Source organism: Sciscionella marina DSM 45152 (genome assembly GCF_000379465.1).
Taxonomy (GTDB): Bacteria; Actinomycetota; Actinomycetes; order Mycobacteriales; family Pseudonocardiaceae; genus Sciscionella; species Sciscionella marina.
On sequence record NZ_KB905458.1, the window covers coordinates 262,167 to 276,736 of the forward strand.

General features: G+C 62.8%; 14 protein-coding genes. 10 read left to right on the top strand and 4 right to left on the bottom strand.

Annotation, left to right across the window (positions count from 1 at the left end; all coding sequences use genetic code 11):
* Window positions 1-78: 78 nt before the first annotated feature.
* Window positions 79-1,347, top strand: a complete 1,269-nt coding sequence (tyrS, locus tag A37U_RS0140430; RefSeq protein ID WP_020502358.1) for a tyrosine--tRNA ligase — start codon at window positions 79-81, stop codon at window positions 1,345-1,347.
* Between the two features lie 95 nt (window positions 1,348-1,442).
* On the opposite strand, the gene A37U_RS52470 is transcribed toward tyrS, so the two are convergent.
* Entirely contained in the window at window positions 1,443-1,862 is a 420-nt protein-coding gene (locus A37U_RS52470) for a hypothetical protein (protein WP_157183352.1), read from the bottom strand.
* 772 nt (window positions 1,863-2,634) lie between these two features.
* Between A37U_RS52470 and A37U_RS0140440 the strand changes: the two genes are divergently transcribed.
* The 9 genes from A37U_RS0140440 to A37U_RS0140480 all read left to right on the top strand — a co-directional run bounded on the left by A37U_RS0140440 (window position 2,635) and on the right by A37U_RS0140480 (window position 12,879).
* On the top strand, window positions 2,635-3,042 hold the full coding sequence (locus tag A37U_RS0140440) for a hypothetical protein (RefSeq protein WP_020502360.1): 408 nt from the start codon (window positions 2,635-2,637) through the stop codon (window positions 3,040-3,042).
* A gap of 276 nt (window positions 3,043-3,318) precedes the next feature.
* The gene (locus A37U_RS0140445; protein ID WP_020502361.1) at window positions 3,319-3,822 is read left to right on the top strand and encodes a hypothetical protein; all 504 of its coding nucleotides are present in this window, start codon (window positions 3,319-3,321) and stop codon (window positions 3,820-3,822) included.
* A 1,014-nt stretch (window positions 3,823-4,836) separates the two neighbouring features.
* Window positions 4,837-6,096 (top strand): methyltransferase, FxLD system, encoded by a 1,260-nt coding sequence (fxlM, locus tag A37U_RS47770; protein ID WP_157183353.1) that lies wholly within the window; start codon window positions 4,837-4,839, stop codon window positions 6,094-6,096.
* A gap of 57 nt (window positions 6,097-6,153) precedes the next feature.
* A complete protein-coding gene (locus A37U_RS55270) occupies window positions 6,154-6,303 on the top strand; it encodes an FxLD family lanthipeptide (protein ID WP_020502364.1) in 150 nt (49 codons plus the stop codon).
* 80 nt (window positions 6,304-6,383) lie between these two features.
* Window positions 6,384-9,386: a lantibiotic dehydratase gene (locus A37U_RS0140460; RefSeq protein WP_026198135.1), complete on the top strand. Its 3,003-nt coding sequence runs from the start codon at window positions 6,384-6,386 to the stop codon at window positions 9,384-9,386.
* Window positions 9,383-10,504 (top strand): lanthionine synthetase C family protein, encoded by a 1,122-nt coding sequence (locus A37U_RS0140465; protein ID WP_063712903.1) that lies wholly within the window; start codon window positions 9,383-9,385, stop codon window positions 10,502-10,504. The genes A37U_RS0140460 and A37U_RS0140465 overlap by 4 nt, the downstream gene beginning before the upstream one ends.
* Window positions 10,505-10,552: 48 nt before the next feature.
* Window positions 10,553-11,767 carry a methyltransferase, FxLD system gene (gene fxlM / locus A37U_RS47775; protein ID WP_020502368.1) on the top strand — a complete coding sequence of 405 codons (1,215 nt, stop codon included), beginning with the start codon at window positions 10,553-10,555 and terminating at the stop codon, window positions 11,765-11,767.
* A gap of 156 nt (window positions 11,768-11,923) precedes the next feature.
* Window positions 11,924-12,256, top strand: a complete 333-nt coding sequence (locus A37U_RS0140475; protein WP_157183354.1) for a hypothetical protein — start codon at window positions 11,924-11,926, stop codon at window positions 12,254-12,256.
* A 278-nt stretch (window positions 12,257-12,534) separates the two neighbouring features.
* On the top strand, window positions 12,535-12,879 hold the full coding sequence (locus tag A37U_RS0140480; RefSeq protein ID WP_020502370.1) for a hypothetical protein: 345 nt from the start codon (window positions 12,535-12,537) through the stop codon (window positions 12,877-12,879).
* 397 nt (window positions 12,880-13,276) lie between these two features.
* Here the strand turns inward: A37U_RS0140480 and A37U_RS0140485 are convergent, their stop codons facing one another.
* From A37U_RS0140485 to A37U_RS0140495, 3 genes are all read right to left on the bottom strand, one after another.
* A complete protein-coding gene (locus A37U_RS0140485) occupies window positions 13,277-13,462 on the bottom strand; it encodes a DUF397 domain-containing protein (protein ID WP_026198138.1) in 186 nt (61 codons plus the stop codon).
* A gap of 155 nt (window positions 13,463-13,617) precedes the next feature.
* Window positions 13,618-13,812: a DUF397 domain-containing protein gene (locus A37U_RS47780; protein ID WP_020502372.1), complete on the bottom strand. Its 195-nt coding sequence runs from the start codon at window positions 13,810-13,812 to the stop codon at window positions 13,618-13,620.
* Window positions 13,809-14,570: DUF5753 domain-containing protein (locus A37U_RS0140495; RefSeq protein ID WP_020502373.1), on the bottom strand; the 762-nt coding region annotated here is incomplete at its 5' end. The genes A37U_RS0140495 and A37U_RS47780, both read right to left, overlap by 4 nt.

The following is a 14,570-nucleotide window of genomic DNA, read 5'->3' on the forward strand; positions in this document are numbered from 1 at the left end:
CACACATGGCACGCGAGCTCAGCCGGAGCACTACACTGGTCGCCGTACCAGGTACCCCTCTCAAGGAGATACGCGACAGTGACGGCCATCGTCGACGAACTCAAGTGGCGTGGGCTGATCGCCCACACCACTGACGAGGACGCATTACACAAGGCGCTTACGGATGGTCCCGTCATCTTCTATTGCGGCTTCGATCCGACCGCGGCCAGCTTGCATGTCGGGCACTTAGTCCAGGTCCTGACTATGCGTCGGCTCCAGCAGGCCGGCCACCGACCTCTGGCACTGGTCGGGGGTGCGACTGGCCATATCGGTGACCCACGCCCGACCGCCGAGCGCACGCTGAATGATTCCGAGACCATCGCAGAGTGGGCTATCCGGCTTCGAGCACAAATCGAGCCCTACCTCAGTTTCGAGGGCGAGAACGCCGCGATGATGGTCAACAACCTGGACTGGACGGCGAACATGTCCGTCATCGAGTTCCTACGAGATGTCGGCAAGCATTTCCGGGTGAACAAGATGCTCACCAAGGACTCGGTCGCGCAGCGCCTCGAATCCGACCAGGGCATCAGCTACACGGAATTCAGCTACCAGTTGCTGCAGGGAATGGACTTCCTCGAGCTGTACCGGCGGTATGGGTGCACGTTGCAGACGGGTGGAAGTGACCAGTGGGGCAATCTGACAGCTGGTTTGGACCTGATCCATCGGCTGGAGACGGATGCCGAGGTTCACGCGTTCGGAACACCGCTGATGACCAAGGCTGATGGAAGCAAGTTCGGTAAGTCCGAGACCGGGACGCTCTGGCTCGATCCCGAGATGACCACGCCGTACGCGTTTTACCAGTTCTGGTTGAACACCGATGATCGGGACATTGGCCGCTACCTGCGGGTGCTGTCGTTCAAGTCGCGCGAGGAGCTACTGGAGCTGGAGAAGGAGACCGAGGAGAAACCGCAGGCGCGCGCCGCGCAGCACGCTCTGGCTGAGGAACTCACGACGCTGGTGCACGGCGCTGACCAGTGCGATGCCGCGATCGCGGCATCGCAGGCGCTGTTCGGTCAAGGCGAGCTCGGCGACCTCGACGAAACGACCCTGACGGCTGCGGTAGCCGAACTCCCGAAGGCGAGGGTGAGCGAACCCGGTCAGGTCGTCGACCTGTTCGCGGAGGTCGGCCTTGTGGGCAGTAAGTCGGCAGCCCGCCGCACCGTGAAGGAAGGCGGTGCCTACGTCAACAATGTGAAAGTCACCGCCGAAGACGCCGCGGTTACCGTCGATCAGCTGCTGCATGGGCGGTGGCTGATCTTGCGCAAGGGCAAGAAGAACCTGGCAGCGGTCGAGTTCACCGGAGCCTGATATCAGCTCGATGCGGTCGGTTGAGACTGCTCGAAAGCGCACCCACCGCTATGACACAATCCGTCAACTTCGGTTGTCTTGAGCATGCGATTCGATCATGCCTGCGTGCACCGCCTACAGATTTGAGCGAAATCGCGTAGCGGCAAGGCCAATGCGAGCTCGCCGTCGTTGGCGGGTTTCGGGCTGAACACTTTCCCACAGTCCGCATAGATCGTGACGCCAGTTTGTTCGCAGCGATGCACACCGCGGTCGCCAAGGTGCTGAATGAACCAGTAGGCACCCTCTGACGCGCGTGGTGGACCTACGAGCAGGGGTTCGCGCGGATCCAGCGAGTCGGTATCGCCGTAGCTTTCTAGCGCGTGAATGGCTTGTCGCAGCGCGGCGGTAGTAATCCGGATGCGCTCGGGGCTCTGCTCTCGACTCGCTCGGTTGTAGAGCATGTCTTGGAGCAGACGTCCGGCCCGCATGAGTTCACGCTTGTGCGCTTCACGTCGATGCTCGGGTGGTTGATTCACTACGCAAGCCCTCCTTCCGGGCAACTTCAACGGGCGATCTCGGCGGCGCTGGAAGTTGAACGAGCCGGCCACATTGCGCGTGGGCTGGAGTAGTCCACCCGCCTGACGACGCGGCCATGTTGCATAACCTTTAGACTGTATAGTATACAGCTATAGTGCTATTCACCTGCAGGGTCATGCATAGCAGTGTCGTCTTGTTGCGTGCTCGAGCTCTCGAGGCTGGCAATGCGGTGCTGCGGAAGTCTCAAGTACCTGCGCGAGTTCAGAAGAAGGCGAACCTGATGTCAGATCGCGTTCATAGCTCCGGCACCCACACGGATCACTCCCATGCTCCTCTGCGACTCGTGGGTGGGTTACTCATCGTTGTGCTCATCATCGCTGTGGGATACATGTTCGCGGCGGTGACACAGCAATGAGCAAGTACCCGGTATGCGCCATCGTCGACGGCATTGGCTCCGTCAGCGCGACTCGCTCGACTCGATTGCACGGCGGAAGCATCGTTGATCCTGGTTCGAATGGCAGTACGGACGTCGGGACGGTGGTCCGCCTTGGCTTGGCTGCGGACTGGTCGCTCATGCTGGTGGCCTCGATCGCTGGGGCGGCATCGTGATCGCCGCCCCAGATGTTCGGGCGAGATGTCGCCGCACGGTTCGGGCGGCGGTGCTGCTGTTCGCCGTACTCGTAGTGTTGATCCTCGTGGCGTTGGCTGCACTGGTGTTACTGCTCCGGACGGACGTGATGGCGTATGCCTTCTCCGGATGAATTCAGGCGGGTGACAGCGGAGCAGTACCTCTTCATTCGTAGTTCTTTCCGGCTTGACCAGAACCCGGATGAGGTCGCGAGGATCCTGCAGCTGTCCGTCGAGACGGTGCTGCGGCACCAGCCGCGAGCGAATGTTCCACGGCATGCACGGGGCAAGCATCTAACCGACGAGCTCAGGTCAGAGATCCGGACAGCATGGTGCGCGGGGCTGACATTGAAGCAGATCACGCGGGAGTTCGAGATCGGTGATCAAACCGCGTTGCGGTACCGGCCGTCGGAGCTGGCGCCGAGGCAAAGGATCTCCGAAATACAGGAGAGCATCATCGTGCAAGGCTGGCGGGACAAGGTGAATCCGAGCGACATTGCCGACCGTGCCGGGGTTGGGCTCACAACGGTGTACAAGTACCGGCTGCGGTGATGGTTGCGATGCGAACATCGAATCGATTGGCGCATGCCCGCGGATCACAGGCGTGGTGCGGCTTGTTGCGGGGCATGCTGGAGAGACCGGCAGTGGTCGGCGTAAGCCTCGGTCGAAGGCAGCAGCTCGATTCGAGGCTGGTCAACCTGGCAGATCTTCCGCACAGGTTCGTCACGGGTACCTGGTCGTGATGCGGCGCCTGACAGTTGTTGCGGTGCCCGCTCACGGCCGTGGCCACATATCCGTGTTCTGCCTTTTCGAGGAGCGTTACAGCAAGTGCTCACGTCAGTTGATGTCCCCGTCTCGGAGGCTGTTCGCCGTGCCATTCAGAAGGAAGCCGCCAGGGAGTCGTCTCCGCGTACCATCGCTGGGAAGCTGGGGATTTCGGTCGCGCAGGTGATGCAGCATTATCCGCATCCCGAGCCGCAGACGTTTGTGATCCCGCCGCAACCGCAGCGGGGCCCTCGGGACCCGCTGATCGCGGAGCAGGCACATGCAATGCGGATTGCGTGGCTCGCTGGATGGACTTCGAACGAGATTGCCACACATTTCCAGGTTTCGAAGCAGACGGTGTTGAAGTACCAACCATGGGAGATCCTGAAGCTACGGGAGCTTGCCTCTACGGGTACAGCTCCGGATTGGCATGAGCTTTCCGGCGAAGTGCAGCTGGTGATCCTGTGGGCCGAGAGTTTGGGGTGGCGGGTCAAGGTGATTGCGTCGCGGCTCAAGCTTCCCGCCGTGGCCGTGCGGAAGTATCTGGCGGCCGACTATGACCGGTGATCGTTCTGAACTGACGGCGCGGTTATATCTACAAATTCGGCGCGAGTTGCGACTGGGCGTTGATCCGGACGAGCTTGCCGCAAGGATGCTACTTCCCGCGGGAATCGTGTGGGAACAGATCCCGCGCCATAAGCGGATAGCGAAGGCGTTGCCGCGAGTTACGGAGGAGAAACGCACGGAAATCCGACGCGGATGGGACAGGGGACTGAGTGGCGAGCAGGTTGCGAGGTTAGTCAGTGTTTCACCATTTACCGCGCGCCGGTACGGATCGCGGCCCAAGCAGCGATCGACGCAGTCCGAGCTCGAACCGCCATCACCAGCGCGGGAAGACGACGGAACTGATGTGCAAGACAAGACGGAAGCCGAATTTCGGGTGTTGAATCGGCAGCGGGTGCAAGCAGTGCGATCAGGGCGAAAAGCAGGGGTTTCCCTCGACGTAATGGCCTCTGAGCTGAGTTGCCCCGTGCAGCAGATAAGTCGGCTCTGCCTGGATTCTGTGCAACCGAGCCAACAGCTCTCGGAAAGGGATCAGTCGGTAATCAATCGAATGTGGACCCTGCGGATCCGGCAGATGCCGGCAAAGACAGAAAAGGGCCTCGGGCCTCTAGTGGTGCGCTGGACGCAACGCCCCACAGCGTCCGGAACCAACAGTCATGACAGTAGGTAGTCGTTGCTGAGGTTGCGAATCACCCGATAAGAGTATGCATAGCTCTTGTCAACGCATAATAGTTTGACTGTATAGTATACAGCCAACGAGGTATTCGCATCGAGGCGGAGGGGTCGCATGAGCTCGCAACTCTCCCCGTGATGCGCACACAGACTCCTCGCCGCGACCATGGCTGACGCGTTGGTCCCCTCACTGGGGATGACCAACGGATTTGTTCAGTGATGGAAGCCGGGAAACGTTCCCACACCCGGTGATGAGATCACCTTGTTGATCTGGTGACGATCTCACCGCCGGGAATGCCGCGCTGCCCTCGGGAAGCGTGGCTTCCCAGCGAAAGGCAGCGCGAAATGCACTTCGAAACCCGTGATGCCGCCAGAGGCGACGGACCAGATCCTGCCGATCCAGATCGTGTCGACGAGTTCCGCCATGCGATGGTCGACGACCTGCTTCAAGACCGAACCTTGTATTCGACGCGGGTCGCGCGCGCCATGCGGGGTGTTCCCCGCCATCTGTTCGCTTCCGGCGTGCCGCTCGAGGAGGCGTACTCGGACATCACGCTGGTCACCGATCGCGACGAGGATGGCCACGCGCTTCACGTATTATCTGCTCCCGGTGTGCAGGCCACGATGCTGCAGCAAGCCGATGTTCGGCCCGGGCAACGCGTCCTGGAGATCGGGTCCGGTGGCTACAACGCTGCGTTGATTGCCGACCTGACTGGACCTGACGGTGAGGTCACGACGGTCGATACCTGCCCCGAGCAAGCGGCTCGTACCCGCCGTGATCTTGATACGGCCGGATATCCGCATGTTCAAGCCGTCCACGCCAAGGTCGAGCAGGGGGTTCCCGACAACTCGCCGTTCGACCTGATCCTGGTCACCGTCGAATCTTCAGGTCTCCCTCCGGCGTGGGCAGCGCAGCTGGAGACCGGGGGGCGACTCGTTGCGCCGCTGGCCATGCGCGGCTTGACGCGCTCAATCGTGTTTACCCGCGAATCCAGTCACTGGGTCGGACGCGATCCGCAACTGTGCGGGTATGTTCGTCCCCACGGCGACGAAGTCGAATGGGAGCAGACGGTTGCCCTGCAAGGCAAACACGTCAGCCTCCGCCTTGAGAGTGACGCCCCTGAGATCGATGTTGACGGGCTAAGCAGTGCCCTGAGCACGACTCCGGTGGAGTACTGGAGCAGGGTCAATCTGTCATGGGACCAGTCGATTGCGCCGCTGGATCTGTGGCTGGCTACGTGCATCGACCAGTTCGCGATTCTGACTGGAAGCACCGAAGCCGTCGCTCGGGACGTGGTGGCGCGCGTCAGTCGAACCGGCGCGCCCACGATGGTGCGTGGGGACAACTTCGGGTACCGAATCGCCCGGCCGATTCGCGATGACCTGAGTTTGTGGGAAGTCGGTGTTCGCGCTCACGGCCCTCAGGCCACGCCGCTTGCACATGACTTCATTAAGTACGTGCGCGAGTGGGCGGTGCACCACCGCGGATGGCCAGGACCGCGCATTCTCGTACACCCTTCCAAGACGTCGCTCGCTCGCTATTCGCAGGGCCGCGTCGTCAACAACCGGCATGCCCGGATCCTGATCTCCTGGTTCGCTCCCTGACGGGAAGGCCAGGTGTCCCAAGGAAAAACCGATTGATTCCAGAGGAGGAACACTCCTATGACCGCTCCCTCGATACCGGGCGACCTGCTCGATGAATTCGACCTCGACGTGAACATCCTGACCGACCCGAGTCAGGTCGCAGCACCGTGCAAGACCGATGACGGTTGCAAACCAACGTGCGCTTCCGCCTGCACTAGCAACGCCTGACCACGATCGTCGCGGCAGTCTCGGAGCCCCACGTTCCGAAGGCGGAACGGGGCTCCGAGGCGGCCTGTTCTGGAGAAACGATGCCCAACAGCTTGTTCCAGCACGCGGGCGTCGGTATGCTTCGCGCCGCCGCTGCCGGGTATATCGACAAGCCCACGATCTGGCCGGATCTGACGGACCCTGCATCGTGCCGAAGCTGGATCCACAGCCGCTGGGGGCAACAGGAGTGGTCGAAGGCGATCCAGCGAGCGAATCCCGCTCTGGCCCGACGTCTCGACACCATACAGATGAGAATTCTTCTTCCTGAAAAACAACTGCCTGACAAGGAAGTACTTGGCGCCGCCAAGAGTCTCGTTCGCTATGCGCTGCGCGCGACTGGACGGCACACCCCGTTCGGGTTGTTCGCAGGAGTTGGTCTCGCGACGATCACTGAATCCACCACGCATCTGCACTGGGGTGAGCGGGATCGTGTTGTCGCGCGGGTGGATTCCGATTGGTTGAGCACCGTCATCGATGAGCTCGAGCGTGACCCGGAGTTTTTGCCGTTGCTGAAGGTCGTCGTCAACAACCTCACGGTTCGGCGTGGGCTTCGGATTGACGTTCCCTACGGTCCTCATCGAGTCAGCTTGCGCTGTACGAAGCCCGTGGACGCGGTTCTGGAGACCGCCGCCGATCCGATTCTGTTCGCCGACCTCGCGATGGAGTTGGGCGACACGTTCCCGGTTCCCGAGGAACAGATCACTACCTTGCTGACCGACCTGGTCATGCAGGGCGTGCTCATTACGAACCTGCGCGCCCCGAGCACCGAAGTAGATCCGCTCAGCTATCTCGTCGACGCGCTCGACTACCACAGCATCGGTGAAATCCCTTTCGTGACTGGTATCCATACCGGCTTGCGGAACGTTCGCGACCGGATTGCCGAACACAACAGCCAGTCCGGCGATGCCGATCGTGCTTACCTCCAGGCGGTCAACGCGATGCGCGCGCTGCCCGTGCAGGCCACGGCCAAGATGAGTGTGGACCTGCGTTTGGACGCGCACGCTCAGCTTCCCCGACATCTCGCCCGAGATCTCGAGGCCGGCGCGTCCGCGCTGGCTCGACTTTCCAGGCAACCTACCGGCCACCCTGTTTGGCGCGACTGGTACATGCGGTTTGTGGAACGCTACGGAACCAACCTACCGGTACCGTTGCTGGACGCCGTCAATCCTGACAGCGGGCTCGGATACCCCGCTGGTTATCCCGGAAGCGTCCTTCCTGCCCCCGAGGAGGCAGTGAGCGAGCGCGACGTGAAGCTGCTTGCCTATGCCTGGCATACCATCGCTACTGGCGACGAGCTGGTCCTTGATGACACCCTGATCGACCAACTCCGTGTGGGCGATCCGCATACGCCACTTCGCGTACCGCCGCATGTCGAAATCGGTGCCACGATCCATGCCTCCAGCCCGTTGGGCATCGACGACGGCGACTACCTGTGTAGCGTGGCGCCGGGACGCGCGGCGGGGACATTCACCGCGCGGCTTGCCGATCTCACAGACAATGGCCTCGACCGGCTGTACGCCTCGCTGCCGACCTGTACGCGCGGTGCATCACCCGTGCAGCTGTCCTGTCCACCGGCTTATGCGCACGCACAGAACATCAGCCGTACCCCGCAATTCCTCCCTCATGTCCTCTCCCTCGGTGAACACCGTGCCCCTGCCACCGCGGCAGTGATTCCGCTCGATGATCTCGCGGTCCTGGCCACCGGCGATGGAGGTTTGTGTTTGTTGAGCCGAAGTCGCCAGAAAGTCCTTGAGCCGCAAGCGTTCAATGCGCTCGCGTTCGACAAGCAGTACGCGGCGCTGGCCCGGTTCTTGGTACACCTTCCCCGGGCCGGTCACACGGTGTGGCATCGGTTTGATTGGGGACCGATAGCGGGCACGGTGCCGTTCCTGCCGCGCGTGCGCTATGGCCGAACGATCCTTTCGCACGCCCGTTGGCGTCTTTCCCGTAGCAACATTCCTCTCGAGAATCCGCGTCTGGGATTGGAACGATGGCGGATCCGGTACGCCTGCCCCAAGCGGGTCGAGCTGACCGATCATGACCGGACACTGCGCTTGGATCTCGACGATCCGGCGCACCGGCAGCTCTTGCTCGACCACCTCGATCGGCACGGCGAAGCCGTGCTGACCGAGATCGTGGAGCACTGGTCGCGCCGCAGCGACTGGATCGGGCATGCTCACGAAGTCGTTTTTCCCCTGATCACGACACAAGATCCCGTCCCCACTCCTACCGGCGTTACTCGTCCGGCTGTGACCATCAGCCGCGGGGACCTGCCCGGTCGCGGCGATTGGTTGTACGCGAAGCTCTACACCCACCCCGACCGGATAGACGAGCTGATCACCGTCCTGGACGATGAGCTCGGCGACGAATCGTGGTGGGTCGTTCGCTACCGCAGTAACTCCGAGCTCGATCATCTCCGGCTGCGCATCGCGACCAACACGCCCGGACACCGCACCGACGTCTTCACTGGCCTCGGCCAGTGGGCACAACGCTTGCGTGCCAAACGAGACATCAACCGGCTGGTGCTCGACACCTACCAGCCCGAGACCGGCCGCTACTGGCACATGCCGACCGCTGAGACCGTGTTCACCGCCGACACCACGGTCACCGCGCTGCACCTGCGAACACCGGGCCAGTTGCCGCGCGACGGTCTAGTCGCGCTGAACATGATCGGTATCGCCGTCGGGATGTTAGGCAGCCACGCCGAGGCGATGCGCTGGTTCATCAACCGACCCGCCCATCCCGGACCGCCAGTCGACCGCGCCCTCCTGGCGCAAGTCACCGCCCTGGTCGCGACGAGCCCACCAGAGGATACGCCTGGCTGGAGCCCGGAACTCGATACCGCGTGGCGGGCCCGCGCCGACGCGCTGGCCACCTACCGGAACCACATTCCCGACAGCGGTCGGGACGCGGTCATCGAGTCGCTGTTGCACATGCACCACAACCGCCTGGTGGGTATCGACCGCGACCGCGAGCACTCCGCCCGTAAACTCGCGCGCCACGCCGCCCTCACCTGGCAACACCGCACCGGAGCGACCACATGACCACCTCAATCGGACAAGAGACCGTGCGCGGCGACGACCTCGGTTCCGGGGCCGCTGGAACCGCCCTTCTGCGCGTCCAGCAAGCTCACGCGGGAACCGCGGATCGCCAGGAACTCCAACGAGCAATCGCGGCCATGACCGGGCGTGGTGTGGCCGGGCACCCGGATACGGCTTCCCTCTACCAGGGTGTGCCCGCTGTCGCGTTCGTCTTGAGCACCGCCGGCTACGTGCCTGTCGAGCTCGAGCACCAGCTCGACAGCATCACCTGGCACCGGATCGCGCAGGCCCATGCTCGCATCGATAGGTGCGAGCACGCCGGTCTGGGGGAATACGACTTGATCTCCGGCCTCACTGGTCTTGCCGTCCCGTTGCTGGCGCTCGGGCATCATGATGTGCTCCGTGACCTGTTGTCCTACCTGATACGGCTGACCGAGCCGATCCGCGATCGACCTGGATGGTGGTATGCCGATCCTCCACCGGACGGGGACCCCGAACAGTTTCGCGGCGGACACGCCAACTTCGGTCTCGCTCACGGCATTAACGGCCCGCTCACGCTACTCGCCATCGCTTTGCGCGAGGGCATTACCGTCCCCGGCCATGCCGAGGCGATCCAGCGCATTCTCTCCTACCTCGACCGGTGGGAACTCGGCACGGAACACCGCTGGTGGCCCGCAAGCATCAACGCGCACGAGCACGAGACCGGCCGTACACGCCAGCGCGGTCCACAGCGTCCGTCGTGGTGCTATGGCACACCCGGGCAGGTTCGAGCCCAACAGCTCGCCGCGCTCGCGCTCGGCGACACCACGCGCCAGCAGCATGTCGAGAACATCGTCTACGGCTGCGTCACGGATGAATGGCAACTCGCCCAGATCATCGATGAGTCGCTGTGCCATGGATCGGCGGGCCTGTTGCACACCCTCGGCAGGATCGCGGCCGACAGTGGCGATGCGCGGTTGGTCGGCGCACTCACCGACCTGCGCGAGCGATTCCGCAGCAGCCTCAGCCCCGAGCACGTCGGCCACGACGGGTTCCTCGAAGGAAACAGCGGAATTCAACTCATCGACCACATTCCACCCGCGGGCGCGGTCCGATGGGATGCCTGCTTACTGCTCGGATAGCACCCCCAAGCCCGCAGAAGTGTAGCTACGAACAGGAAGGAACTGCCGGTGAATACCACTTCCAGCCCCGACGAACTCCGCAACCGCCTTGTCGACGAGGTTCGAAACAACGGGTACGCCACCAATCCGCGCGTCGAATACGTCATGCGCACCGTGGCCCGCCACGCGTTCGTGCCTGAGGCGGAGCTGACGGAAGCGTATGACGACAACACGGTCGTCACGAAACGCGACACCGATGGCAAATCGCTGTCGTGTGCGTCCGAGCCGTCGATCGTGGCGATGATGCTCGATCAGCTCGACCCACAACCTGGGCAGCGAATTCTCGAAATCGGAGCGGGGACTGGCTACAACGCCGCCTTGTTGGCCGAGCTTGTCGGCCCGGACGGCGAGGTCACCACCGTCGACGTCGATGACGAGGTCGCGTCCCAGGCGCGCCGCAATCTGGACGATCAGGGGTACGAGCGTGTCCGCGTCGTCACGCGTGACGGTGTCCTCGGTGTCCCCGAACACGCCAAATACGATGCGATCATCCTTACCGTGGGGGCCTGGGACATTCCCGCGACCTGGCGAGAACAGCTTGTTGTCGGCGGGCGAATAGTGTTGCCACTGCGGTTCCGCGGAACAACTCGCTCGATCCTGTTCGTTCGCCCCTCCAGCGAGGACAGGCTCGAATCGCATGGCATGCGACTGTGCGGGTTTGTGCCGCTGACCAGCCAGTACGGTGATCGGGAAGAATCCATCGACGTCGACGGGCATGTTCAGATCGGGTGGGACTGCGATCAGCCGATCGAGGCGAGTGTTCTGTCCGGCGTTCTGGACCTGGAAGGGGTCACCGAATGGTCGACCGCGGAGGTCGGGCCGTTCGACCCATTCGATGGAATCTGGTTGCACACTGCGATGCACCCAGGCGGATGCCGGATTTCCGCCGATGAGAACGCCGTCTCGACTGGCCTGTGTAAACCGATCATTCGCTACCGCACGCCGGCTCTGGTCGATTCCGACAGCGTCGCCTACCTGGTCGCTCAACCCTGCGAAGGCTCCGGCGATGGTGATCGGCGCTCGAGGCTCGGAGCGACTGGGCACGGGCCCAGGGCGCGGGAGCTGGTCCAGGCGATGCTGCACGCGATCGCTGAGTGGGACACCGATCGTGGGCGAGTGCCGATCGCGACGATCCTGCAGTCCGGCGTTCGCAGCGAGTCCGCCGCGGATGTGTTGATTCGCAAGACCGAGTGCCGCATGATGCTGCGTTTTGAGAAGTCGTGAACACCATGAGGCTGCTGAATCTGCAACGAATCCTGTGGCCGGTGGCACGCCTGGATCATCAGCGCACCGGCGGACGAGTTCCCGACGCTCCCCGGGATGTGTTGCACTCAGCAGGCGAGTCCGTCTACCGGCAGACGATCATAGGGAAGTCCTGACATGGCACCAATTCGTCGTAGCACCAGCAATGGACTGGAAATTGTTGGGGTGACTGTCGAGTTCTTACTTGAAGAAGCCGTCGAGGCGCTCATGTTCCGATACCGTCACCTGAATCTGTCGCGCATGCAGCGTTCACCGCGGCTTACCGTCGCTGAGGTTCGGGCGGCGCTGCGCAATACGGCCAAGCATCCGCGGCACCTCTACATGTATGACGAACTGGGTTCGGAACCGCCGGGCGGGCGGCTGCACCTGCTTCAGGACTGGTGCGTCAGCGAGCTGCACCGGCTACGCGTTTTCACGCCACAAAGAGAGTCGGCGGGCGCTGCACAGTAGATCGGGAACAGAAGCCGTTGGATCGACGAAGGTGAACGTCCGGACCACGTCGTACCAGTCCGAGACCGGCCGTCGGTGCATGCTTCCTCGCATGACCTCCCTCCGATTTGCCATACGAGGCCACGTCGCCGCTCCTGGCTCGGCCGGAAGATGACGACACTCGACCGGCGCTACCGGCGAGGTGTCCTGCCTTGTGGATCTCAGAGTCGGCAGCTGTGCAATGCTGGCCATCGGTACGAACATCGGCCCCGGATCATGAAACGAGACTTGGCTACGCAATGGTGGAGAACGGCAGCACAGCAGGATACCCCGAGGACGGTCCTGGCTCGACCGGAGTAGACAAAGCCGCCATCCGGGCCCGTATCGATGAGGAATGCGGGCTCGACAGCCTCAGCTGGCGCCGCGCAGAGCCCGAGGGGGAACACATCGAGGACGCCTTGGAGATCGCCGAGGCGACGCTCGACGAGGTGACCTACCTCCTGGTGCGTCGACCCGCGACGATCGACGACAGTCGCACCGAGGCACAGCGGCTTCCGCTGGTGTTTACGCCTGAAGAGCGGGAAGCCTTCTTGGGTGGGGTCGATGATGGTGACTTCGGCGAGATCATTCCGCCCGCGCACTAAGAATTCTGGCTTGGCTCAGGCCTCTTATTGTAGGTCAGGTTTTCCAGAGGTCTATTTATCGTAGGCTCCGCTGAGTAGACCGGCCAAAATTGCACTGGTCCGCTCGGGTGAGGACGGCACGTTGCAGTTGCGTCCTGCCGGGGTTCTCGGCAACATGCGATGCGGACGTCCACCGCTCTCGAATCGCTGATGAGAGCACGAATAACCGAGGTTCTGTCTCCACGAGCAATGGCGTGGAGACAGAACCTCGGCATGCACACAGTCACCGGCACGGTCCGTCATGGGGCCGGAGTCGGCCACACGCGGCAGTCGGAGGACCGCGCCAGAGAGGGCTGTTCAACGGCCGGGCGGTCTAGCTCGCGGGACGCGAGTCCATGCCACTGGAGCGCAGCGGGGATTACCGGCGCAGCGCATCGGCGAACGCGGCGATGGCGCGGCGGCTGGCGGTGATGACCGGCCGGGCCTCGGCGGCGAGCTGGTCCTCGGCGGTGTCGCGGGCACCCGCGATCTCGCCAGTCCAGCCCAACTCGACACACTGGTTGGCGTTGTCGCTTCGGCTGGACTTGCGCCAGTTCGTGATCATCGCGCTCAGCTCCGCGTTGTCGGCGAAGTGGACCGCACACATTCTCAGGGCCCAGGAGACTGGCGCGGTAGCCGCCGGACGGGTGCGAATGACCGAGGCCCCGCACACTGCAATGGATGTGTGCGGGGCCTCGGGTCTTTGACTACGTGCCGCGATTATCGGCGCAGCGCGTCGGCGAATGCGGCGATCGCCTGGTGACTGGCCTTGATGACCGGCCTTGCCTCTGTGGCGAGCTGGTCTTCGGCGGTGTCGCGGACACCCGCGATCTCGTCGGTCCACCCCAGCTCGACGCACTGGTTGGCGTTGGTGCTACGGCCGGACTTGCGCCAGTTCGTAATGTCCTGGCTCATGTCAGCTCCTCTCGAATATCGCTGATGAGACCCCGTGATTCTGACGCAGGGAGGGCCAGGCCGTGCAAGCCGGTTAGGAGTGAGCTCGCGCGACCGATTGCCTTGACGCTGTCGTGGTAGTGCGTCGAGAAGAAGTCCTCGGCATAAGCCATCTTCCAGTCGTCATCGAAGGTGAGCAGCGTGAACGACTTGTCGCGTGCCGCGTGATACACCACGTCGGCCGGGATCACTCGGATCGTGATGTTGTCTCGTTTCTCGAGCTTGAGCAAATGTTCAAGCTGCCCAGCCAAGACCTTCTTGCCACCGATCTCCAACCGCAAGGTGCTCTCATCGACGTACATCGTGAGGTCTGGCGGGAGCTCGTCGTCGCCGCGGTCAAGGACGGCCTGCCTGGCCAGGCGAAGGTCGAGTGCGTCTTCGACGATCACGCCGGACTCTTGAACGGCGAACTTCTCGATGATCGCCCGTGCGTAGTCACGAGTCTGGAGCAGGCCGGTCACAACCATGGTCTCGTAGACTTCGATCTTGCTGGAGAAGTGCTCCAGTCCGATCAGCAGCTCGATGTCCGACAACGTGCCGATCGGCATGCTTTGGTCACGTTTTCGCGCCGCGGCAACGTCCCTGACCTGCCGCAACTTGGTGAACTGGTCCTTACGGCCGTAGAGCTCGAGCAGTACTTGCAGGTGCGCTTGATCGGGAAGTGAGTCGCTGGTTTCGAACCGCGCGATGGTGGGCTGCTTGACGCCGATCTGTTTGGC